22 protein-coding genes are annotated in these 21038 nt (G+C 71.6%); 14 read left to right on the top strand and 8 right to left on the bottom strand.

Annotation, left to right across the window (positions count from 1 at the left end):
* Window positions 1–18: 18 nt before the first annotated feature.
* A complete protein-coding gene (locus ABD198_RS12695; RefSeq protein WP_344000459.1) occupies window positions 19–1203 on the top strand; it encodes a MarP family serine protease in 1185 nt (394 codons plus the stop codon).
* Here ABD198_RS12695 and ABD198_RS12690 read toward each other — a convergent pair.
* Entirely contained in the window at window positions 1193–1738 is a 546-nt protein-coding gene (locus ABD198_RS12690; protein WP_344000456.1) for a GNAT family N-acetyltransferase, read from the bottom strand. The two genes, ABD198_RS12695 and ABD198_RS12690, sit on opposite strands and share 11 nt — an antisense overlap.
* 151 nt (window positions 1739–1889) lie before the next feature.
* Here ABD198_RS12690 and ABD198_RS12685 point away from each other — a divergent pair, with 151 nt between their 5' ends.
* The 3 genes from ABD198_RS12685 (at window position 1890) to ABD198_RS12675 (ending at window position 5020) form a co-directional block, all read left to right on the top strand.
* Window positions 1890–2792 carry a TIGR01777 family oxidoreductase gene (locus ABD198_RS12685; protein ID WP_344000454.1) on the top strand — a complete coding sequence of 301 codons (903 nt, stop codon included), beginning with the start codon at window positions 1890–1892 and terminating at the stop codon, window positions 2790–2792.
* A 256-nt stretch (window positions 2793–3048) separates the two neighbouring features.
* On the top strand, window positions 3049–4446 hold the full coding sequence (locus tag ABD198_RS12680; RefSeq protein ID WP_344000451.1) for an NAD(P)/FAD-dependent oxidoreductase: 1398 nt from the start codon (window positions 3049–3051) through the stop codon (window positions 4444–4446).
* A 259-nt stretch (window positions 4447–4705) separates the two neighbouring features.
* Window positions 4706–5020 (top strand): hypothetical protein, encoded by a 315-nt coding sequence (locus tag ABD198_RS12675; protein ID WP_344000449.1) that lies wholly within the window; start codon window positions 4706–4708, stop codon window positions 5018–5020.
* Between the two features lie 75 nt (window positions 5021–5095).
* Here the strand turns inward: ABD198_RS12675 and ABD198_RS12670 are convergent, their stop codons facing one another.
* Window positions 5096–5356, bottom strand: coding sequence for an SCO2583/SCO2584 N-terminal domain-containing protein (locus tag ABD198_RS12670; RefSeq protein WP_344000447.1), 261 nt, complete (start codon window positions 5354–5356; stop codon window positions 5096–5098).
* A gap of 125 nt (window positions 5357–5481) precedes the next feature.
* Entirely contained in the window at window positions 5482–6891 is a 1410-nt protein-coding gene (gene glnA, locus ABD198_RS12665) for a type I glutamate--ammonia ligase (protein WP_344000445.1), read from the bottom strand.
* Between the two features lie 210 nt (window positions 6892–7101).
* Here glnA and ABD198_RS12660 point away from each other — a divergent pair, with 210 nt between their 5' ends.
* On the top strand, window positions 7102–7569 hold the full coding sequence (locus tag ABD198_RS12660) for an RDD family protein (RefSeq protein WP_167996282.1): 468 nt from the start codon (window positions 7102–7104) through the stop codon (window positions 7567–7569).
* Window positions 7570–7714: 145 nt separating this feature from the next.
* On the opposite strand, the gene ABD198_RS12655 is transcribed toward ABD198_RS12660, so the two are convergent.
* From ABD198_RS12655 to lipB, 4 genes are all read right to left on the bottom strand, one after another.
* Window positions 7715–8416: a DUF4191 domain-containing protein gene (locus ABD198_RS12655; protein ID WP_344000442.1), complete on the bottom strand. Its 702-nt coding sequence runs from the start codon at window positions 8414–8416 to the stop codon at window positions 7715–7717.
* Window positions 8417–8448: 32 nt separating this feature from the next.
* Window positions 8449–8649, bottom strand: coding sequence for an SCO2195 family GlnR-regulated protein (locus ABD198_RS12650; protein WP_344000440.1), 201 nt, complete (start codon window positions 8647–8649; stop codon window positions 8449–8451).
* Between the two features lie 285 nt (window positions 8650–8934).
* Window positions 8935–9900, bottom strand: a complete 966-nt coding sequence (gene lipA, locus ABD198_RS12645; RefSeq protein WP_344000439.1) for a lipoyl synthase — start codon at window positions 9898–9900, stop codon at window positions 8935–8937.
* 107 nt (window positions 9901–10007) lie between these two features.
* A complete protein-coding gene (gene lipB, locus ABD198_RS12640) occupies window positions 10008–10805 on the bottom strand; it encodes a lipoyl(octanoyl) transferase LipB (RefSeq protein ID WP_344000437.1) in 798 nt (265 codons plus the stop codon).
* Between the two features lie 256 nt (window positions 10806–11061).
* Here lipB and ABD198_RS12635 point away from each other — a divergent pair, with 256 nt between their 5' ends.
* The 9 genes from ABD198_RS12635 to ABD198_RS12595 all read left to right on the top strand — a co-directional run bounded on the left by ABD198_RS12635 (window position 11062) and on the right by ABD198_RS12595 (window position 20434).
* Entirely contained in the window at window positions 11062–12525 is a 1464-nt protein-coding gene (locus tag ABD198_RS12635) for an NsdA family TPR-like regulatory protein (protein WP_344000435.1), read from the top strand.
* Window positions 12526–12616: 91 nt separating this feature from the next.
* Window positions 12617–12976, top strand: coding sequence for an arsenate reductase family protein (locus ABD198_RS12630; protein ID WP_344000433.1), 360 nt, complete (start codon window positions 12617–12619; stop codon window positions 12974–12976).
* A 191-nt stretch (window positions 12977–13167) separates the two neighbouring features.
* Window positions 13168–13893 carry an RlpA-like double-psi beta-barrel domain-containing protein gene (locus ABD198_RS12625; RefSeq protein WP_344000431.1) on the top strand — a complete coding sequence of 242 codons (726 nt, stop codon included), beginning with the start codon at window positions 13168–13170 and terminating at the stop codon, window positions 13891–13893.
* 382 nt (window positions 13894–14275) lie between these two features.
* The gene (glnII, locus tag ABD198_RS12620; RefSeq protein WP_344000429.1) at window positions 14276–15304 is read left to right on the top strand and encodes a glutamine synthetase; all 1029 of its coding nucleotides are present in this window, start codon (window positions 14276–14278) and stop codon (window positions 15302–15304) included.
* Window positions 15305–15389: 85 nt separating this feature from the next.
* Complete coding sequence (locus ABD198_RS12615) at window positions 15390–16310, top strand: DUF6891 domain-containing protein (RefSeq protein ID WP_344000427.1); 921 nt, start codon at window positions 15390–15392, stop codon at window positions 16308–16310.
* Window positions 16311–16397: 87 nt separating this feature from the next.
* Window positions 16398–16520: a hypothetical protein gene (locus tag ABD198_RS12610; protein WP_344000425.1), complete on the top strand. Its 123-nt coding sequence runs from the start codon at window positions 16398–16400 to the stop codon at window positions 16518–16520.
* A 117-nt stretch (window positions 16521–16637) separates the two neighbouring features.
* Window positions 16638–17285: a winged helix-turn-helix domain-containing protein gene (locus ABD198_RS12605; RefSeq protein WP_344000423.1), complete on the top strand. Its 648-nt coding sequence runs from the start codon at window positions 16638–16640 to the stop codon at window positions 17283–17285.
* 153 nt (window positions 17286–17438) lie between these two features.
* On the top strand, window positions 17439–18446 hold the full coding sequence (locus ABD198_RS12600; protein WP_344000421.1) for an NAD-dependent epimerase/dehydratase family protein: 1008 nt from the start codon (window positions 17439–17441) through the stop codon (window positions 18444–18446).
* A 434-nt stretch (window positions 18447–18880) separates the two neighbouring features.
* Complete coding sequence (locus tag ABD198_RS12595) at window positions 18881–20434, top strand: DUF1996 domain-containing protein (protein ID WP_344000419.1); 1554 nt, start codon at window positions 18881–18883, stop codon at window positions 20432–20434.
* A 122-nt stretch (window positions 20435–20556) separates the two neighbouring features.
* Here ABD198_RS12595 and ABD198_RS12590 read toward each other — a convergent pair whose 3' ends face one another.
* On the bottom strand, window positions 20557–21021 hold the full coding sequence (locus ABD198_RS12590; RefSeq protein ID WP_344000417.1) for a hypothetical protein: 465 nt from the start codon (window positions 21019–21021) through the stop codon (window positions 20557–20559).
* Window positions 21022–21038: the final 17 nt, after the last annotated feature.

Raw genomic sequence — 21038 nt, 5'->3', positions numbered from 1 at the left:
GAGAGAAAGGCGACGTGCGTGGAACTGCTCGACATCCTGCTGGCGCTGGTCGTCCTGGCCTACGCGGCCTCCGGTTACCGGCGCGGGCTGCTGGCCGGCTGTGTGTCGCTGGCGGGGTTCGTGGGCGGTGCGGTCGTCGGTGTGTGGATCCTGCCGTGGGTGATGGACCTGGTCACGCCGGGCACCACCAGGGCGACGCTGACGGCCGTGGTGACGGTGCTGGTGCCGGCGGCGGTGGGCCACGAGCTGGCGGGGCGGCTGGCGCTGCGGCTGCGCCGGGAGCTGGACCGGGGCCCGCTGCGGGTGGCGGACGGCGTCGGCGGGGCGGTGGCCAACTCGGTGGCGGTGCTGATCGTGGCCTGGGTGGCCGCGTCGGTGCTGGCCGTCTCCTCGTCACCGCTGATCACCTCGGCGATCCGGGACTCGCGGGTGCTCGGCGCGGTGCACGACGCGATGCCGGACACCACCCCGGCGTGGTTCTCCCGCGCCACCTCGGCGCTCACCGAGGCGGGCTTCCCCCAGGTGTTCAACCCGTTCGAGAGCGAGTCGACCGCCGAGGTCGCCGAGCCATCCGGGGACAGCGTCACCCCGGCGGCGACCAGGGCGGCGCAGCGCAGCACGGTGAAGGTGGAGGGCGTCGCCGGCACCCAGGGCCGTGAGGGCAGCGGCTTCGTGTACGCGCGGGAGCATGTGATGACCAACGCGCATGTGGTGGCCGGGATCGACGAGCCGACGGTGCGGGTCGGCGGCGTGGGCCGGACGTACCAGGCGCGGGTGGTGCTGTTCGACCCGCAGAAGGACGTGGCGGTGCTGTACGTGCCCGGTCTGCGGGCGCCGGTGCTGCAGTTCGAGCAGGACGCCGGCCGGGGCGACTCGGCGGTGGTCGCCGGGTATCCGCAGGACGGCGACCTGAATCTGCAGGCTGCCACGGTCGCGGGCCGGGTGCAGGCCAGGGGCCAGAACATCTACAACGACGGGACGGTCACCCGCGAGATCTACTCGATCCGCTCCACGGTCCGCCCCGGCAACTCCGGCGGTCCGCTGCTGACCACCGACGGGCGGGTGTACGGCGTGGTGTTCGCCCGCTCCACCTCGGACGCCGAGACCGGCTACGTGCTGACGGCGGCCGAGGTGGCCGACGAGGCCCGGCGCGCACAGCGGGCCACGGCGCCGGTGGACACGGGCGAGCTGGTCACCTCGTAGCGCCCGCCCCGGTCTCCGTCGCTGTCCCCGTCTCCGGGGTCTCCGGGAGCAGCGACTGCCCCATCAGCACGTCGTCGACGTACCGGCCGTCCACGTGGAACTCCCCCGGCTGGACGCCCTCGACGACGAATCCCTCGGACTCGTAGAGGGCGCGGGCGGGCGCGTTGTGCCCGAGGACGCGCAGGGTGATGCGGCGGAAGCCGCGCTCCCGCGCGTCGGCGACGGCGGCCCGCAGCAGCGCCCGGCCGATGCCCTTGCCGCGGACCTCCTCGGCGACGGCGAGGCCGCGGATCTGCCGTACGTGCGCGTTGGACGCGAGGGGCGTCGGATGCCCGAGCCGCACAAAGCCCACGATCCGGCCGTCGTACTCGGCGACGAGATGGTCGCCGGGCCCGGCGTGCTCGCGGAAGAAGGGCTCGTACGGGGGCCGGGGCGGCGGGGTGACCGCGTGCAGCGGTGACCAGGTGTCGCGGTCGAGTCGGGCCAGTTCCGCCTCGTCGTCGGGGCGTGCGGTGCGTATCAGCGGCTCGGACATGAGCGTCACTGTATTCCGGGCAACGACCGTCCCCCATCTGCTTTTCCGCGTACGTCCAAGCAGCCCCTCCGCGTACCTCGGCACGCCCCGGCCGTACCTCCCCGTGCCTCTCCCGCGTGCCTTTCTCAGGGCGCGGGGGAGGATGAGGTCCATGGAAGCTTCCCGAATCGCGGTGGCCGGCGGCTCCGGTCTCATCGGCAGCGCCCTGGTGCGGTCCCTGACGGCGGACGGGCACCGGGTGGTGCGTCTGGTGCGGGGCGCGCCCCGGGGGGCGGACGAGGTCCGCTGGGATCCCGAGCGGGGCACGGTGGACGCGGACGGGCTGGCGGGCTGCGCCGCCGTGGTCAATCTGGCCGGGGCGGGGGTGGGCGACCGGCGGTGGACGCCCGAGTACAAGGCGCGGATCCGGACCAGCCGGGTGCGCGGCACGGCCGCGCTGGCCGAGGCGGTCGCGGGGCTGCCCGAGGAGGTGCGGCCCCGGGTGTTCGTCAACGGCAGCGCGATCGGCTACTACGGCGAGACCGGCGACCGGATCGTCGACGAGAGCGCGCCGCCCGGGGAGGGTTTTCTGCCGCAGGTGTGCGTGGAGTGGGAGGGCGCGACGGCGCCGGCCCAGGAGGCGGGCGTGCGGACGGTGTTCGCCCGGACCGGTCTTGTGGTGGCGCGCGGGGGCGGGGCCTGGGGGCGGCTGTTCCCGCTGTTCCGTGCGGGGCTCGGCGGGCGGCTGGGCAGCGGCGGCCAGTACTGGTCCTTCATCGCCCTGCACGACGAGGTGGCCGCGCTGCGGCATCTGCTGGACCAGGAGGATCTGTCCGGTCCGTTCAATCTGACCGCCCCTGAGCCGCTGACCAACCGTGAGATCACCGAGGCGATGGCCCGGGTGCTGCGCCGGCCTGCGGTGTTCACAGTGCCTGCGCCGGTGCTGCGCGCGGTGCTGGGCGAGATGGCCGGGGACGTGCTGGGCAGTGCCCGGGTGATGCCGAAGCGGCTGCTGGAGTCCGGCTTCCGGTTCGCCTTCCCGGACATCGAGGGGGCGATCCGGGCGGCGCTGTGAGGAGCGGGAACGGGGGCGCCGTGCGCCGGGACGGAGGTGACGCCCAATGACCGTACCGGTGCGTCCTGCGCCGGGACGGACGTGACGCCCGACGACCGTACGGGTACGTCCGTGCGACCGTCGTGCGCCCGTGCCCCGTCGATGCGCGACCCCCGGCGCCCGATCACGCCTCTAACCTCGAGCAGAACTCGGGTATTCCTTGGGCGTGTTGAGGGCATGACCCCTCCAGCGTCCGCGCAACCTCGAGGAGGGGCACGTGCTTGAGCCCACGTACCAGGCGGACGTCGTCGTCGTGGGGGCCGGGATCGCCGGACTCGCCGCGGCGCGACGACTGACCAGCGCAGGCATCACCACCACGGTCCTGGAGGCCGCCGCCACGGCGGGAGGCCGCATGGCGACCGAGAAGGTCGACGGCTTCCGGCTGGACCGGACGGGGCAGCTGCTGTCCACGGCCTGTCCGGAACTGCGGCAGGCCCCGGGGCTGGAGGGGCTGGTCCTGCGCCCGTTCGCCCCCGGAGTCCTGCTGCACAGCGACGGCCGGCATCACCGCGCCGGCGTACCGGCGGGCGCGGGGGGCGCAAGGGGCGCACTTCATGCGGTGCGCGCCCTTGCGAGCGCCCCCCGGTCGGGGTCCGGTCCACGGCGGCCGGTCGCGGTGCCCGGCTGGCAGGTCTCACTGCCCCGGAGCCGTACCGGAGCCCCGCTGGGCACGGCGGTCGACCAGGCCCGGCTGGGTGCCGCGTTCACCAGGCTGGCGGGCACTCCGGTGGAGCGGCTGCTGGCCCGGCCCGAACTGACGGCGGCCGAGGCACTGGTGGCGCGCGGCCTGCCGGCGCGCACCATCGACGGCTTTCTGCGCCCCCTGCTGGCCGCGCTGCTGTGCGACCCGGATCTGACCACCTCCAGCCGGTGCGCCGACCTGGCGCTGCGCGCCTTCGCGAGCGGGCGGCTGTGCCTGCCGGAGGGCGGCGCCGAGGCGCTGCCGGAGCTGCTGCTGCGCGGCCTGCCGCCGGGCACGGTGCACACCGGGGTCCGTGTCACCTCCGTCTCGACGACCTCGGTGACCACGGAGGAGCACGGCGAGTTCCGCTGCCGTGCGGTGCTGATCGCGACCGACGCGCGGTCCGCGGCCGAGCTGCTGCCCGGCCTGCGGGTGCCCGACGCGCATCCGGTGACGGTGCTGCACCACACCACCGACGAGCCGCCCGGCACCGGCGCCTCGCTCCTGCTGGACGCCGACCGGGGCGGGCCCGTCGCCCACACCGCGGTGGTCAGCCGGGTCGACCCCACCCGTGCCCCCGCCGGGCGCACGCTGATCTCCTCGACCGTCCTGGGGCACGCCACGCCCCACCTCGACACGTCCGTACGCCTGCATCTGGCCCGGCTCTACGGCACGTCGACGGCCCGCTGGGAGACCCTCGCCGTCCATCACACCGCCGAGGCCGTCCCGATGATGCGCCCGCCCCACGACCTGCGCCGCCCGGTGCGCCTGCTGGCGGGCCTGTACGTGTGCGGCGACCACCGGGACACCAGCACCGTCCAGGGCGCCCTGCACTCGGCCCACCGGGCATCGGAGGCCATCCTCACGGACCTGGGAGCCGGCCGCTCCCTGCACATCGCGGACCCGGAACCAACCGTGCCGCGAGCCGCCTAGGCACCGGGGCCGGGGTGATGCCGACACCCTCACCCCGGCCCCGCACCACCCACCCCGTGTTCGATTTTCCGCCCCACCCCACCACCCTCGCCAGCCCCCGCACTACACCCCCAAACTTCCCCTCCACCTGGGCATTTGACGACTCCTCACGCTCCCCGATTGTCAGTGCGGGGCAGTAGAATTGAGGAAGTGTTCGAGGGTGGGCACCGGGGTCGCCGAGGTCTCCGGGGGCCGCCCTCACCGCGACAGGAGGATGCCTGTGCCCGCTGCCGCACTGAAGCCGAAGCCCCTGCCCACCCAGTCCACCGCCAAGCGTCCCGTCCTGCTCGAGATGCCCTGCGCCCCCGTGGAGAAGCGCCCGCTGCCGCCGGGCCGCCCGCGCCAGTGGTACATCACCCACAACCGCCGCCTGAAGGCGATGCGCCTGGCCATCGCCCTCCTCGACTCCGGCGTCTACCTGCCCGAACAGGCCCGCAACGAGACGATACGCAGCACCGCCGAACTGATCGGCGTCCACCCGCCGTCGGACACCACCTGCCACATGGTCCGCGCCTTCATGCGCTACAACCGCTGACAGCGGACGGCGAAGAGGCCGGGGCGGGACCCGTAGCGGCCCGCCCCGGCCTCACACCGTCAGTACGGCCGGACATCAGTACGGCTGGAAATTGAGGTAGCCGAGGAGGATGATCACCAGGGCGACGGTGCCGAGGACCACGGCTGTGGACACCCAGGAGGAGCGGCGGCGCACTCGGGAGGTGTGCTCCGGGTCGGCGCGGAACGGGACCGGGCCGGGCGGGTTGTGCTTCCAGCGGGCGGCGAGCATACGGGCCCGGGCCGAGGGCTCCTTGTGCTGGGCCTGCTGAGCCCACTTGAGATCGAACTCCCGCTCCTCGTGCTCCCTCTCGGACATCCCCGTCGCCTTCCTCGAACAACCGTGTCAGTCCCATGGTCCCTCGCACGGGCGGTGAAGGGGAAGGTTCCGGACAGACGAGGGGCACGAGGCGCCGCCGACGGATCACATGGATCCCGCAGGGATCACACGTCGAAGTACAGCTCGAACTCGTGCGGGTGCGGGCGGAGCTGGAGGGGGGCGATCTCGTTGGTGCGCTTGAAGTCGATCCACGTCTCGATCAGGTCGGACGTGAAGACGTCGCCCTGGAGGAGGAACTCGTGGTCGGCCTCGAGGGCGTCGAGGACGGCGCCGAGGGAGGTCGGGACCTGCGCGACGTTGGCGTGCTCCTCGGGAGCCAGCTCGTAGAGGTCCTTGTCGATCGGCTCGGCCGGCTCGATCTTGTTCTTGATGCCGTCCAGGCCCGCCAGCAGCAGCGCGGAGAACGCCAGGTACGGGTTGCCGGAGGAGTCGGGGGCGCGGAACTCGACGCGCTTGGCCTTCGGGTTCGAGCCGGTGATCGGGATACGCATGGCCGCGGAGCGGTTGCGCTGCGAGTACACCAGGTTGATCGGCGCCTCGAAGCCCGGCACCAGGCGGTGGTAGGAGTTCACCGTCGGGTTGGTGAAGGCCAGCAGCGACGGGGCGTGCTTGAGGATGCCGCCGATGTAGTAGCGGGCGATGTCCGACAGGCCGGCGTAGCCCTGCTCGTCGTAGAAGAGCGGCTCGCCGCCCGCCCACAGGGACTGGTGGACGTGCATGCCCGAGCCGTTGTCACCGAAGATCGGCTTCGGCATGAACGTCGCGGTCTTGCCGTTGCGCCAGGCGACGTTCTTGACGATGTACTTGAACAGCTGCAGGTCGTCGGCGGCGGCGAGCAGCGTGTTGAACTTGTAGTTGATCTCGGCCTGGCCGGCGGTGCCCACCTCGTGGTGCTGGCGCTCGACCTTCAGGCCCGCCTTCTCCAGCTCCAGGGTGATCTCGGCGCGCAGATCGGCGAAGTGGTCGACCGGCGGGACCGGGAAGTAGCCGCCCTTGTAGCGGACCTTGTAACCGCGGTTCTCCTCGATGGCACCGGTGTTCCAGGCGCCTGCCTCGGAGTCGATGTGGTAGAAGGACTCGTTCTCGGACGTCTTGAAGCGCACGCTGTCGAAGACGTAGAACTCGGCCTCCGGCCCGAAGAACGCGGTGTCGGCGATACCCGTGGAGGCGAGGTAGGCCTCGGCCTTCTTCGCCACGTTCCGCGGGTCACGGGAGTACTGCTCACCCGTGATCGGGTCGTGGATGAAGAAGTTGATGTTCAGCGTCTTGTCGCGGCGGAACGGGTCGACCCGGGCGGTGGACAGGTCCGCGCGCAGCGCCATGTCCGACTCGTGGATGGCCTGGAAACCACGGATCGAGGATCCGTCGAAGGCCAGCTCCTCGTCGGGGTCGAACGCCTCAACAGGCACCGTGAAGTGCTGCATCACGCCCGGGAGGTCGCAGAAGCGGACGTCGATGAACTTGACGTCCTCGTCCGCGATGAACTTCTTGGCCTCGTCGGCGTTCTGGAACATCCAGCTCCTCCTACTCCCGACCGCTGCGCCGGGGTGGTAGATCGTTGGTGCGGCCAGTGCGGGTGGCACACGCTGCGCTCGACCCTAGGGACGGGTGATTTCTCGGGCGTGACCCATTTGTTTCGCACAAGTTAACGGGCGCATCTCTCACGGTAGCTCCGACGCACCCCGGCGTCCCCCGGTCATATCCGGGCGCAGTACCGTGGACGGGTGGACAACAGGCAAGCAATCGGATCATGGCTCTCCGGCCCGCGCTCGGCCATGGAGGCCGCCGGTGCCGACTTGGGCTACCGGGGCGAGCAGCTGGGGCTGCCGGAGTCGGGACCGGGGTCGATCGCCCGGCCGGGCCGCAGGCTCGGCGCCCTGGCGGTGGACTGGTCCCTGTGCGTCTTGATCGCATACGGTCTGATCACCGACGGCTACGGGCAGGCGACCAGCAACTGGGCACTGCTGATCTTCCTGGTGCTCAGCATCCTGACCGTGGGCACGCTGGGCTTCACGCCGGGCAAGCGCCTGTTCGGTCTGCGGGTCGTCCAGGTCGGCACCGGCCAGGTCCACCCGGGCCGCGCCCTGCTCCGCTCGGTGCTGCTGTGCCTGGCGGTCCCGGCCCTGATCTGGGACCGCGACGGCCGCGGCCTGCACGACCGGCTGGCGGGCACGGTCGAGATCCGGCTCTGAGCCGGAGGCACTCACCTCCACGCGGCCGGCTGCGGCTACAGGACTTCCCATACGACGGTGGGGCGCCCGGAGAGATCCGGGCGCCCCACCGTCGTATGGGTGCGTCGTACGGCCCGACGGCCCGCCGGCCGGGCCGGGATGCGGCTCAGCGCATCTTCGGGCCGCCCTTCGGCAGCTTCACCCCCTTCGGCATCGGCCCCTTGGGCAGCGGCATGTTGCTCATCAGGTCGCCAAGGGCGCGCAGCCGGTCGTTGGTCGCGGTCACCTGCGGGCCGGTGAGGACACGGGGCAGCTTGACCATGGTGGCGCGCAGCTTCTTCAGCTCCACCTGGCCCTCGCCCGTGCCCACGATGATGTCGTGCACCGGGACGTCGGCGACGATGCGGTTCATCCGCTTCTTCTCTGCGGCGAGCAGGCTCTTCACCCGGTTCGGGTTGCCCTCCGCGACCAGCACGATACCGGCCTTGCCGACCGCGCGGTGCACCACGTCCTGATTGCGGTTCATCGCCACCGCGGGGGTGGTCGTCCAGCCCCGCCCGATGTTGTCGAGCACGGCCGCCGCTGCGCCCGGCTGTCCCTCCATCTGCCCGAAGGCCACTCGCTCGGCGCGGCGTCCGAATACGATCGCCGTCGCGAGGAAGGCGAGCAGGAAGCCGAGGATGCCGAGATAGATGGGGTGACCGATCAAGAAACCGATCGCGAGGAAGACACCGAAGGTGACGATTCCGACAGCCGCGAGTACAAGACCGATCTTCTTGTCGGCCCTGCGGGTCATCTTGTAGGTCAGGGCGATCTGCTTCAGTCGCCCGGGGTTCGCAGCGTCCGCTGCAGTTTCCTTCCTCGCCATGCCACGAAGTCTACGTGGCTCCGCCGGCGGACTCAGCGGCGGGCGGACCGGGACTCCTCGAGGACGCGCTGCGCCTCCACCCGGTCCTTGGCGCGGCGGCGGTCCTCCAGCACGGAGGTCCAGGCATTGCGACGGGCGGTGCGCTGGCCGCCGCTCATCAGCAGCGACTCCACGGCCCGCAGCGCGGTGGTGAAGGACGGTATGGCGGTGGCGCGGACAGGCGCGGCCTGCATGGTGGAGGTCCCCCCTCGGTAAGGCTCCGGGTGACGCACGGGATGCACGTGCTGTGATTCCACTGTCACTGATTGGTGTTACCAGGGCGTGACCGGGTGGTCAAACGCCCATGAAGCCCTGCTACGCAGGCCCGGAGCGCCGGTGCGGCCCCGACCGGTGCCCTCATCTGCGAGGACGGCCGGGGCCGCACTTCTCGGCCATTACCAGCGAGTAGGATCTTGTGCGCGAGTTCACACGCGGATCGGGTCTGCACAGGTTTGATCCGCGAAGGTCCGCTCCCTGCGTCAGACCGCCTGGGCGGCGATGTAGCTGCCCCGCTTCTCCACGGCCATCTGGTACAGGCGCCCGGCGCGGTACGAGGAGCGCACCAGCGGGCCGGACATCACGCCGGAGAAGCCGATCTCCTCGGCCTCCTCCTTCAGCTCCACGAACTCGTGCGGCTTCACCCAGCGCTCCACCGGGTGGTGCCGGACGGACGGGCGCAGGTACTGGGTGATGGTGACCAGCTCGCAGCCGGAGTCGTGCAGCTGCTTCAGCGTCTCACTGACCTCCTCGCGGGTCTCGCCCATGCCGAGGATCAGGTTGGACTTGGTGACCAGGCCGTAGTCGCGGGCCTTGGTGATGACCTCGAGGGAGCGCTCGTAGCGGAAGCCGGGGCGGATCCGCTTGAAGATCCGCGGCACCGTCTCCACGTTGTGGGCGAACACCTCGGGGCGGGAGGAGAAGACCTCCTCCAGCTGCTCGGGGACCGCGTTGAAGTCGGGGGCGAGCAGCTCGACCTTGGTGCGGCCGCCCTCGCGGTTCGCGGTCTGCTGGTGGATCTGGCGCACGGTCTCGGCGTACAGCCAGGCGCCGCCGTCCTCCAGGTCGTCGCGGGCGACGCCGGTGATGGTGGCGTAGTTCAGGTCCATGGTGACCACGGACTCGCCCACCCGGCGCGGCTCGTCGCGGTCGAGCGCCTGGGGCTTGCCGGTGTCGATCTGGCAGAAGTCGCAGCGCCGGGTGCACTGGTCGCCGCCGATGAGGAAGGTCGCCTCACGGTCCTCCCAGCACTCGTAGATGTTCGGACAGCCGGCTTCCTGGCAGACCGTGTGCAGGCCCTCGCTCTTGACGAGGTTCTGCATCTTGGAGTACTCGGGGCCCATTTTCGCCCGGGTCTTGATCCACTCGGGCTTGCGCTCGATGGGGGTCTGGCTGTTGCGGACCTCCAGGCGCAGCATCTTGCGTCCGTCGGGTGCGACTGCGGACACGACCGGCTCCCTAACGATTGATTCTTCGGCGACCTTCAGGGTACGCCCGTGGATTTGAATGCCCGGTGTGAGTGCTGGCGCCACTGCCAACGCCGGGCGGACCGTATCTATGCCGGTGTCTTCTCGATCGTCCTCGGCTTGAGTTCCGCGTTCTCCAGCACGTCCCGCAGATGCCGCTCGACCACCGGCAGGACCTCCTCGACGGTGATGTCCCGGCCCAGCTCGCTGGCGAGCGAGGCCACCCCGGCGTCACGGATGCCGCAGGGGATGATCTTGTCGAACCACTTGTTGTCCGGGTTCACGTTCAGCGCGAATCCATGCATGGTGACGCCCTTGGCGACCCGGATGCCGATGGCCGCGATCTTGCGGTCCTCGCGGCGCTGGCCGGCGTTGGACGGGGCGTACTCCGGGCCGTTGAGGCGCGGGTCGAACTCCTCGTCGTGCAGCCGCGGGTCGAAGTCCAGGGAGAGCCCGCCGAGGGCGGGGCGCTGCTCGACCGGGTCGCCGAGGACCCAGACGCCGCTGCGGCCCTCGACCCGGGTGGTCTCCAGGCCGAACTCCGCACAGGTGCGGATCAGCGCCTCCTCCAGGCGGCGTACATGGGCCACCACGTCCACGGGGCGGGGCAGCTTCTGGATCGGGTAGCCGACCAGCTGGCCCGGACCGTGCCAGGTGATCTTGCCGCCGCGGTCCACATCGATGACGGGGGTGCCGTCCAGCGGGCGCTCGCTGTCCTCGGTGCGCCGGCCCGCCGTGTAGACGGGCTGGTGCTCCAGGAGGATGACCGTGTCGGGCACCTCGTCGGCGAACCGCGCGGCGTGCACCCGGCGCTGCTCCTCCCAGGCCACCCGATAGTCCACGGCCTCGGCACCGAAACCCATCCGGACGAACCGCAGCTCACTCACGGCAAGCGCCTCCCTGCAAGTCGTAAGGCACGAAACGCACCCACGCCACTGTACGTCCGCGCGACCGGACGTCCTCCGTCAGCCTCAGGAGCCAATCCTCACACGATCGGATGAATGCCTCCCGAACGCTGCGATCAGCTGCTCACTCTCCGCTACATTCGCGCCGTCCGGGGCGCCATAAGGGCTGCTCACCGGCAATACGGGCACATCACATCACGCACATCAGTTCGCCGGAAGGCAGGAGACCGCACCGCAGATGACGGAACGACCCGCGCAGCGCACCCCCAACCGTCAGCTCGCCGCGCTCATCGCAGAAGCGGGGTTCTCCAACGCGGGACTCGCCCGTCGGGTGGACCAGCTCGGTCTGGAACACGGGCTCGACCTGAGATACGACAAGACCTCCGTCACCCGCTGGCTGCGCGGGCAGCAGCCCCGGGGCACCACCCCGGCGCTCATCGCGGAGGTGTTCACCCGCCGCCTCGGGCGCCGCCTCACCGCGCAGGACCTCGGGCTGGACTCCTGCACCCCCGTCTACGCGGGCCTGGAGTTCGCCGCGACGCCCGAGGAGGCCGTGGATATCGTCAGCGGGCTGTGGCGCAAGGACTCCGGCAGCCACGCGGAGCTGCGCAAGATCGCCTTCACCTCGGCCGGACTCGTCGTCCCCAGCCGCGACTGGCTGATCGGCCGCGCGGACGAGCGGGTGGCCCGCGCCGAGCCGCCGGTCCGGATCCCGGCCCAGGGCCGCCCGGCCACCCGCCCCTCCGCCCCGGCCGACCTCGGCTCCCGGCGCCGCCAGGCGGCCGAGCGGGCCCCCGGCCAGCGGGTCACCGGCGGCGACATCGCCGCGCTGCGCTCGGTGGGCGAGCTGTTCCGCACCCTGGACGACGCCTACGGCGGCGGCCACGCCCGGCAGGCCCTGGTGCGCTATCTGGAGCACGAGTGCGAGCCGATGCTGCGCGGCACCTACGGGGAGCAGATCGGCCGCCGGCTGTTCGCCGCCGCCGCCGACCTGACCCGGCTGGCGGGCTGGACGTCGTACGACATCGGCGCCCACGGGCTCGCCCAGCGGTACTTCGTGCAGGCGCTGCGGCTGTCCCAGGCCGCCGGGGACCGGGCCTTCGGCGCCTATGTACTGGTCTCCATGAGCCGGCAGGCCGTCTACCTCGGGCACGGCCGGGAGGCGGTGCAGCTGGCGCGGGTGGCGCAGCAGGGCGCGGGCAGCTCCGTGCCGCCCGTGGTGCAGGCACTGCTGCACGCCGCCGAGGCGCGCGGGCACGGGGTGCTGGGCGAGGTGCGGGCCTGCACGGCCGCGCTGGTGCGCGCCGAGCGGGCCCTGGAGAGCGCCAAGCCCGGCGACGAGGTGCCGCACTGGGCCCGCTTCTTCGACGAGGCACAGCTCGCCGACGAGTTCGGGCACTGCCACCGGGATCTGCAGCAGTTCCGGGCGGCCGCCCAGCACGCCGAGCGCTCGCTCCATCTGCGCGCACCCGGGTACGCGCGCAGCCGGCTGTTCTGCCGGGTGGTCCTCGCCACCGCCCGCCTCGGTCTCGGCGAGCTCGACCAGGCCTGCCAGCTGGCGGCCGAGGCGGCCGGGCAGGCGGCGGAGATGCGGTCGGTGCGGGCGGTGGAGTACGTACGGGACTTCGAGCGCAGGCTGGAGCCCTACAAGGACGCGGTGCCGGTGCGCACCTACCGGGACAAGGTCGCCGCCCTCGGGTAGCGGCGATCGGCGGGCCCGGGATCCGGCAGGCACGGGATGTGGCGGGCGGGCTCCGGGATGCCTCGGGGCCCGCGGGCGTACCGTGGGCCCCATGGAGATCTGGATCAATCCCGCCTGTTCCAAGTGCCGCAGCGCCCTCAGCCTGCTCGACGCCGAGGGCGCCGACTACACCGTCCGCCGGTACCTCGAGGACGTGCCGAGCGAGGACGAGATCCGCGAGGTGCTCCAGCGCCTGGGCCTGGAGCCGTGGGACATCACCCGCACCCAGGAGGCCGCGGCCAAGGAGCTGGGGCTGAAGGAGTGGCCGCGCGACGCCGGGGCGCGCGACAAGTGGATCGCGGCGCTGGCGCAGCACCCCAAGCTGATCCAGCGGCCGATCATCACCGCGGACGACGGGACGGCGGTGGTGGCCCGCACGGAGGAGGCGGTACGGGACGCGCTGTCCCGGTGACGGCGGCCCGGCCGCCCCCGGCACGCCACCGCCGGCCGCCCCCGGCACGCCACCGCCGGCCGGCCGTCCGGGCCACCGCCAACTGGCCTGTGACGCAGGTAACTTCGGCGACTTGAGCCAACCGCTGAGTAACTCCGTTCGGTATCTCGTACATAGCGGCGTACGCTCCCCTACCTCTTCAGGAGGCGCGCATGTCGCGTAGGAGAACTCTCGGCCCGAAGAAGAAGCTCGCGCTGCTGCTGAGCGCGGCCACGGTGGCGGGTGGCGGTGCCTTCGTCATGGCGAACACCTCGAACGCCGCGCAGACGCCGACCACCAAGTCGGCCGCGGACTCGACCGTGTGCCAGGGCCTCGCCACCGCGCTCGGCAACAACCAGCGCTTCATCGAGGCCCAGCGGGCCAACCCGGATGCGCAGTCCGAGGCGCGGATCGCCAACCGCGAGGCGGTCATCGAGGAGATCAAGCGCAAGCAGGAGGCGTCCGGATGCCAGGTTGGGGAGTCGGCTCAGGGCTCCCAGGCCGGGCAGTCGGCGGCGCCCTCCCAGCCCGCGCAGGGTGACCAGGCCGGCGGCGACCAGGCGGGTGGCGGCCAGCAGGCGGGTGGCGGTCAGCAGGCCGGCGGTGAGCAGGCGGGCGGTGAGCAGGCGGGCGGCGGTGGCGCCGCGGCCGGCGAGCAGGTCTGCAAGGGATCCACGGTCACGCTGTCCGGCGAGGGCGGCGCCCCGGCCGCGTCCAGCAACCAGTTCCCGGCGGGCACCAAGCTGAAGGTGACCAACCTGGACAACAACAAGTCCACCACGGTGGAGGTCACCTCCGTCTCCGGAAGCTGTGTGCTGCTCAACAACGCCGCGTTCGAGCAGGTCCGCGAGCCCGGCAAGTTCCTGATCCGCCGGGCACTGATCGAGAAGGTGGGGTGAGGCCCGGGTCGTCAGGAGTTCCCTGAGGCGGCGGCCCGGTTCGGGGGGCGAGGCGTCGTTCGTCGGCAACGCCTCGGCTCCGGCCGCCGCCTCCACGCGGGCCCCGCCGCTCACGGCCACGAGCGGCGGGGCCCGCTCTTTGCGTACGACCGGACGAACGAGAGCCGAGGGGTGCACGTGGGTGCGCGGCACACCCGCGTTCGGCGTGCTCACAGAGTGAGGTGGCCCACAGCAGGCTCAGGTAACACGGGGTTCACACATGGGCAATGGCTGGGAAATCGCCTGTTGACAGGCTGCGGGGCATCGAGAGCGTGGCGCCCCGGTGCCGCAGCGCCAACGCACCCGCACAAGCGCCCAGACCCACCCCCGAAGGATGTGGACCGTGAGCTTCAAGGCTGAGTACATCTGGATCGACGGCACGGAGCCGACGGCAAAGCTGCGTTCCAAGACCAAGATCCTGCCCGACGACGCCAAGGGCGCGGACCTGCCGATCTGGGGCTTCGACGGTTCCTCCACCAACCAGGCCAAGGGCCACGCCTCGGACTGTGTGCTCAAGCCGGTCTTCGTCTGCCCGGACCCGATCCGCGGCGGCGACGACGTCCTGGTGCTGTGCGAGGTCCTCAACACGGACATGACGCCGCACGAGACCAACACCCGTGCCGCGCTGGCCGAGGTCGCCGAGCGGTTCGCCGCGCAGGAGCCGATCTTCGGCATCGAGCAGGAGTACACCTTCTTCAAGGACGGCTACCCGCTCGGCTTCCCCAAGGGCGGCTTCCCGGCCCCGCAGGGCGGCTACTACTGCGGTGTCGGCTCCGACGAGATCTTCGGCCGTGACGTCGTCGAAGCCCACCTGGACAACTGCCTCAAGGCGGGCCTGGGCATCTCCGGCATCAACGCCGAGGTCATGCCCGGCCAGTGGGAGTTCCAGGTCGGCCCGCTGGCCCCGCTGGAGGTCGCCGACCAGCTGTGGGTGGCCCGCTGGCTGCTCTACCGCACCGCCGAGGACTACGGCATCGCCGCCACCCTCGACCCCAAGCCGGTCAAGGGCGACTGGAACGGCGCCGGCGCGCACACCAACTTCTCCACCAAGGCGATGCGCGAGTCCTACGACGCGATCATCACCGCGTGCGAGGCGCTCGGTGACGGCTCCAAGCCGCTGGACCACGTCAAGAACTACGGCGCCGGCATCGACGACCGCCTCACCGGCCTGCACGAGACCGCCCCGTGGGACAAGTTCTCCTACGGCGTCTCCGACCGCGGCGCCTCGGTCCGCATCCCGTGGCAGGTCGAGAAGGAGGGCAAGGGCTACATCGAGGACCGCCGCCCGAACGCCAACGTCGACCCGTACGTGGTGACCCGTCTGCTGGTCGACACCTGCTGCACCGCGCTGGAGAAGGCCGGCCAGGTCTGATCCGCGCCGCACGCCCGAAGGGGGCGCCCACCCGATCCGGTGGGCGCCCCCTCGCGTTGTCAGTGGGGCGCGCCATCGTGATGCCATGGAGATCGACAAGGGCCTGGCGGTCAAGGCCGAGGCGGAGAACGGGCGTACGTACACACGGGTCACGGCCGAGCGGCTGCGGGAACTGGTGCACGGGCTCGGCGGCCCCGGCGACCGCTGGCTGGTCCTGCAGCGGATACCGGACCTGCCGGACGTGTTCGCGCAGGTGTGGCACGAGTCCGGCGGGGACTACCGCCTGGAGCACCGGCTCGGCGCCGACGGGCTCTTCGGCACGGATCTCCCGGACGCCGGCCCGGTGGCGGACCTGCTGACGGGCTGGGCGCGCCAGGAGCCCGGCTGGGACACGGGCGTGGGGTGGACGCCGGTCGAGCTGGGCCCCGAGGAGGAGGTTCCCGAGCCGCCGCGGGAGGCGCTCGAGGTGGTCGAGGAGTTGGTGCGGCAGCGGCTGCACTGCGGCTACGACACCCGGGCGGAGCTGGTGGAGATCGCCGAGGACCACCTGGTCGGCAGCGAGTGGGAGCCGCTCACGCGGGCGCAGGCCCGGAAGCTGGTCGACCGGCTGTGGCTGGAGCGGGTCGCCGAGCAGCGGGCCTGGGAAGGCGTCACCGACCCCGAGCGGCTGACCCGGGCCTTCCGGGCCCTGGACGCCGACGGCATCACCGCCCGGGAGAACTTCAGCTGCTGCCGCGGCTGCGGACTGAGCGAGATAGGCGCCGAGCGCCCGGGGGCGCGCGGTTTCGTGTTCTTCCACCAGCAGGGCACCGAGAGCGCGGCGGCGGGCGGCGGACTGTCCCTGTACTACGGCGGGTTCGGCGGCTCGGCGGACACCACGGCCGCCGTCGGGCGCGAGGTCGCGGCGGCGCTGCACGCCGCCGGGCTGTCCACCACGTGGGACGGCAGCCCCGACCGGGCCATCACCGTCGAGCCGCTGGACTGGCGCAAACGGCTCGTGGGCTGAGGCGACACAGGCCAGTTGGGGACCGCCGGGCGTCCAGTGGGTGAGAGAGGACTCCTGCGCCGGAGCCAAGTCTGCTTCAATGGGGCCATGGTCGGCTTCCAGAAGAATCTCGCGACAGGTCGCCATGACCTCGAGCCCTTCTGGCCTTCCCGTCAGCACGACGACTTCGACCGGGTGTGTTGCCGCGCGAGCATCGCGCAGGCCCGCTGACACCGTTCACCCGGTTCCCCTCACGCCGTACCCCGGCGGTCTTACGGCCCGCGCGCACCGACGTCCCTCCCTCGTCGTTCTCTCGTCGTTCTCTCGCGCGAAAAGAGCTGACCTCTCATGGCGACCACTCGTTCCCTGTCCACCGCCCCTCTCGCCCGCGTCACCACCCCGGCCGAACACGGCCCCCGGCACCGGCTGCGAGCCGTCAGCCCGGACGAGCCGGTGAGTGTGGCGGACCTCCTGCCGCCGGGCGCCACCTGGCTGCCCGCACCGCAGCACGCCCTGCCCACCCTGCCGGGGCAGCCGCCGATGGTCGGCTACCTGGTGCTCGTCCCGGCCGACCAGCAGCCCCCGCTGCTCGCCGCCGCGGCACCCCGGGCCGCCACCGGCCCGCAGAGCACCACCCCGGGCCGTCCCGGGGCCGACGCGGGCGCGGAGAACGCCACCGCGTCCGGCACCGGCACAGTCGAAGACCCCCTGATCCGCATCGACACCGTGCAGCGCACCGCCGAGGTCGACGGGCGCCAACTCGACCTCACCTACCTGGAGTTCGAGCTGCTGGCCCACCTGGTCGCGCATCCGGGCCGGGTGCACACCCGCGACCAGCTGGTCGGCACCGTCTGGGGCTACGGCCACGTCGGTGACGGCCGCACCGTCGACGTGCACATCGCCCGGCTGCGCCGCAAGCTGGGCCCGCGCTACCGGGGCACGATCCACACCGTGCGCCGCGTCGGCTACAAGTACGTCCCTCCGGCCGGCCGCTGACGCCCTCCCCGGTCTCCGCCGGACTCCGCCGGTCTCTCCGGGTCTCTCCCGGTCTCTCCCGGTCTCTCCCGGTCTCTCGGGGTCTCCCCCGGATCATCTGCCGACAGCAGATTCCCGTTCCCCCGCCCCGCCCGAGCGGGCAGAGTCACCGGCATGAGACTGCTGATGCTGGGTGGTACGGAGTTCGTGGGACGGGCCGTCGTGGAAGCGGCCCTCGGGCGGGGCTGGGAGGTGACCGTCTTCCACCGGGGGCGGCAGCCGGCGCCGCCGCGCGCCCGGGAGCTGCTGGGCGACCGCACCGAGGTGGACGGGCTCGCCGCGCTCGACGAGGAACCGGGCAGCTGGGACGTCGTCGTCGACACCTGGTCCTGGGCCCCGCGCGCGGTGCGGGACACGGCGCGGCTGCTGCGCGAGCGCGCCGGACGGTACGTGTATGTGTCGAGCTGCTCGGTGTACGCCTGGGCACCGCCCTCCGGGTACACCGAGGAGGCCCCGGTGGTGGAGGGTGCCTCCCCCGACGCCGGGCAGACCGACTACGCCCGCGACAAGCGCGGCGGCGAGCTGGCGGCGGTCGACGCCTTCGGCGAGGACCGTTCCGTGCTGGTGCGGGCCGGGCTGATCCTCGGCCGGCACGACAACATCGGCCGGCTGCCCTGGTGGCTGAACCGGACGGCGCGCGGCGGCCCGGTCCTCGCCCCGGGGCCGCGGGACCTGCCGCTGCAGTACGTCGACGTGCGCGACCTCGCCGAGTGGATCCTCGGCGCGGCCGAGCAGGGGCTGAGCGGCCCGTACAACCTGATGTCCCCGCAGGGGCACACCATCATGGGCGAGTTGCTCCAGGTGTGCACGGAGATCACCGGCGGCGCGGCCGAGCTGCGCTGGACGGACCCGCAGATGATCCTGGACGCCGGGATCGAGCCGTGGACCCAGATGCCGATGTGGGTGCCGCCGGGCAGCGAGGGGTACCGCGCCCTGTACTCCGCGGATGTGTCCCGCGCGGTCGGGGCGGGGCTGCGCTGCCGGCCGGTCCGGGAGACGGTGGCCGACACCTGGGCGTGGCTGCGGAGCATCGGCGGCACGCCCCCGCAGCGGCCGGACCGGCCGGCCGTGGGGCTGGACCCGGAGGTGGAGGCGAAGGTACTGGCGGCCTCCGGGGCGTAAGCCCGCCGGCAAAACCGGCACACCCCCAGGGCCACCCCGGCCGGCAGCCGACCGGCACTCGGCCGGCACCCGGCCCGCACTCGACCGTCGGGGCCGGAGCGAATCGGACCATCGACCGGCACACCACCGGCATCGCCACGAAACCGGGCCGTGCGCTCCCGTACGGGAGGCAACCCGCGCGTGCCGGTGGTTCCCGCGTATCCCGACCACGGACGGTGAAACCGGACGCCGTCATTCACCCCGTGTGCGGGATCAGCAACTCCCGGTGTTTCAAGGCCTGTTGAAACCCCCGCGACCGTACGAACTTCTCTGCAATTCGCGGGACGGGTGAACACCCGTGGTGCGGCTTGCGTACTCAAGGGAGCCGCTTCACTCCTGTCGGGCGCCTCGATGCCCCGCAATGGGATGCCCCGCAAGGAAGTCAGAGGAGTTCCATGGGACGCAACACAAGAAAACGCCGTACGCCGCTGGCCACCAAGGCCATAGCCGCATCGGCGGCCCTAGCGCTCGGTGGGGGCGGGCTGATCTGGGCGAACTTCTACGCCTCGGCGCACGAGAAGAGCGGGTCCGACAACCGGACGCGGTCGAGTGCGGCACAGATCGCGACGATCAACTGTCCGGACGTCGGCCAGAGGCTCACCAAGGTCCCGCGCAACGCGCGCAGGGGAGTCGCCCGAGAGCTGGCACGGCTCGACCAGCAGGTCACCGCCGCCTACAAGCGACTGGCTGAGACGCGGCAGGCTCAGGCGGGGGACCCGGACTATGTCAGCAACTCCATCCTGGGGCCGCTGAAGTCCAAGCGGGCGGCCACCCTCGACCGCATCCGCACCGCCATCAACCGTGCGGGCGGCCAGGCGCCGCGCGACCTCGGCGGCTTCGCCAGGTGCGAGGGCGTCCCGGCGGACATCAACGACGGCGGCCAGGACCAGAACAACAACGACGGGCAGAACCAGGACGGCGGCCAGAACCAGGACGGTCAGAACCAGGACGGAGGCCAGAACCAGGGAGGCGGCGGCCAGGACGACGGTCAGGGCGGCAACGGCGGCCAGGCGGGCAACGGCCCGGTCGCGGACGACTTCATCAACATCGAGGACGTCCAGCCCAACGGCGGCCCGCAGGGCGTGAACGGCAACGGCCTGCCCGCCAACGGTGACACCGGTTCGACCGGTACCTTCACCACCAACTGCGGCACCAACGAGAACGAGAACCGCAACTCGGACAACGTGATCGTGGCGCCCGGCGTGTCCAACGGTGCGCAGCACCAGCACGACTACGTCGGCAACCAGAACAACAACGCGTTCGCCAGCGACGAGGACCTGGCCAACGGCGAGACGTCCTGTGAGAACCAGGGCGACAAGTCGACCTACTACTGGCCGGTGATCCGTCTGCAGAACGGCCAGGACGACATCGACGCCAACCAGCCCGGTGGCGGTCAGGACGGCAACGTCGGCCAGATCGTCGCGCCGTCCCAGGCGGAGCTGAAGTTCGTCGGCAACAAGACGAGCGACGTCGTGGCGATGCCGCGGGCCCTGCGCATCATCACCGGTGACGCCAAGTCCTTCGTGAACGGCCTGAACAACGCCAACACGAACTGGAGCTGCACCGGCTTCGAGGACCGCGTGGTGACCGACAAGTACCCGATCTGCCCCGAGGGCAGCTCCGTGGTGCGGACGTCCTTCTTCCAGAGCTGCTGGGACGGCCAGAACATCGACAGCGCCAACCACCGCACGCACGTCGACTTCGTCGAGGCGGACGGCAGCTGCCCGAACGGCTTCCAGGCCATCCCCCAGCTGCAGGTCCGGCTGGTCTACGACATACCGGCCCCGCAGATCGTGAACGGGCAGGTGCAGAACGCGTACGCGCTCGACTCCTTCCCGGACCAGCTGCACAAGCCGATCACCGACCACAACGACTTCATCAACTTCTTCGACGAGGACCTGATGAACGAGATGGTCGACTGCATCAACAGCGGCAGGGACTGCCAGTAGTCCAGACCCGGTAGGAGGCACAAGAGAGCCGGTGGCGGGGTTCCCGCCACCGGCTCTTCTCGTTGCCCCTGACAGCTCCCGTTGCCCCTGGTGCCCCGGGCTGCGTACGGATCTGCCGGGGGTCAGCCGTGATGACCACCGCTGCCGTGGCCGCCGCCCCCGCCGCTGCCGCCCTTGTTGTGGCTGCCGCCGGGGTTCATGTGCTCGGAGCCCTCCTCGAGCGTCCCGCCGAGCACGGACCGCAGTTCCTCCACCGTCTTCTCCTCGCCCACGGCCACCCACTTGCGGCCGACGAGGTAGTAACCGCCGTAGTCCTTGGCGCTGTTCAGCCACTCACGCTGACCGCGGTCGGTGGCGAAGGTGGCGAGGATGTACTTCTGCTCGCCCCGCTTGCAGATCGCCTGGCGGATGGTGTCGGCGTCGGTCTGCATGTTCGGCTTGCACTTGGCCTCGGCCGCGATGTGCTCCAGGCTGCCGGTCACCTCTTTCGGAGGCGCCGCCTCGCCCTCGCCGCCGGATCCGCAGCCGGCCAGCGCCAGGATCGCCGCCGCGCCGCTCAGCGCGAGCATCGGTCGGGTCAGCTTCATGTGTTCCTCCGGTCCTC

This window comes from Streptomyces thermocarboxydovorans (assembly GCF_039524635.1).
In the GTDB taxonomy this organism is placed as follows: Bacteria; Actinomycetota; Actinomycetes; order Streptomycetales; family Streptomycetaceae; genus Streptomyces; species Streptomyces thermocarboxydovorans.
Note: the sequence above shows the minus strand (reverse complement) of the source record. Positions and strands in the feature narration are given on the sequence as shown.

Excerpts from the sequence above, each read along its gene's own strand:
- ABD198_RS12610 (WP_344000425.1), top strand. The coding sequence starts at position 16,398 with ATGGTCGGCTTCCAGAAGAATCTCGCGACAGGTCGCCATGACCTCGAG.
- ABD198_RS12625 (WP_344000431.1), top strand. The coding sequence starts at position 13,168 with ATGTCGCGTAGGAGAACTCTCGGCCCGAAGAAGAAGCTCGCGCTGCTG.
- ABD198_RS12595 (WP_344000419.1), top strand. The coding sequence starts at position 18,881 with ATGGGACGCAACACAAGAAAACGCCGTACGCCGCTGGCCACCAAGGCC.
- ABD198_RS12600 (WP_344000421.1), top strand. The coding sequence starts at position 17,439 with ATGAGACTGCTGATGCTGGGTGGTACGGAGTTCGTGGGACGGGCCGTC.
- ABD198_RS12685 (WP_344000454.1), top strand. The coding sequence starts at position 1,890 with ATGGAAGCTTCCCGAATCGCGGTGGCCGGCGGCTCCGGTCTCATCGGC.
- ABD198_RS12605 (WP_344000423.1), top strand. The coding sequence starts at position 16,638 with ATGGCGACCACTCGTTCCCTGTCCACCGCCCCTCTCGCCCGCGTCACC.
- ABD198_RS12670 (WP_344000447.1), bottom strand. The coding sequence starts at position 5,356 with ATGTCCGAGAGGGAGCACGAGGAGCGGGAGTTCGATCTCAAGTGGGCT.
- ABD198_RS12690 (WP_344000456.1), bottom strand. The coding sequence starts at position 1,738 with ATGTCCGAGCCGCTGATACGCACCGCACGCCCCGACGACGAGGCGGAA.
- ABD198_RS12615 (WP_344000427.1), top strand. The coding sequence starts at position 15,390 with ATGGAGATCGACAAGGGCCTGGCGGTCAAGGCCGAGGCGGAGAACGGG.
- ABD198_RS12635 (WP_344000435.1), top strand. The coding sequence starts at position 11,062 with ATGACGGAACGACCCGCGCAGCGCACCCCCAACCGTCAGCTCGCCGCG.
- ABD198_RS12655 (WP_344000442.1), bottom strand. The coding sequence starts at position 8,416 with ATGGCGAGGAAGGAAACTGCAGCGGACGCTGCGAACCCCGGGCGACTG.
- glnA (WP_344000445.1), bottom strand. The coding sequence starts at position 6,891 with ATGTTCCAGAACGCCGACGAGGCCAAGAAGTTCATCGCGGACGAGGAC.
- ABD198_RS12590 (WP_344000417.1), bottom strand. The coding sequence starts at position 21,021 with ATGAAGCTGACCCGACCGATGCTCGCGCTGAGCGGCGCGGCGGCGATC.
- ABD198_RS12630 (WP_344000433.1), top strand. The coding sequence starts at position 12,617 with ATGGAGATCTGGATCAATCCCGCCTGTTCCAAGTGCCGCAGCGCCCTC.
- ABD198_RS12650 (WP_344000440.1), bottom strand. The coding sequence starts at position 8,649 with ATGCAGGCCGCGCCTGTCCGCGCCACCGCCATACCGTCCTTCACCACC.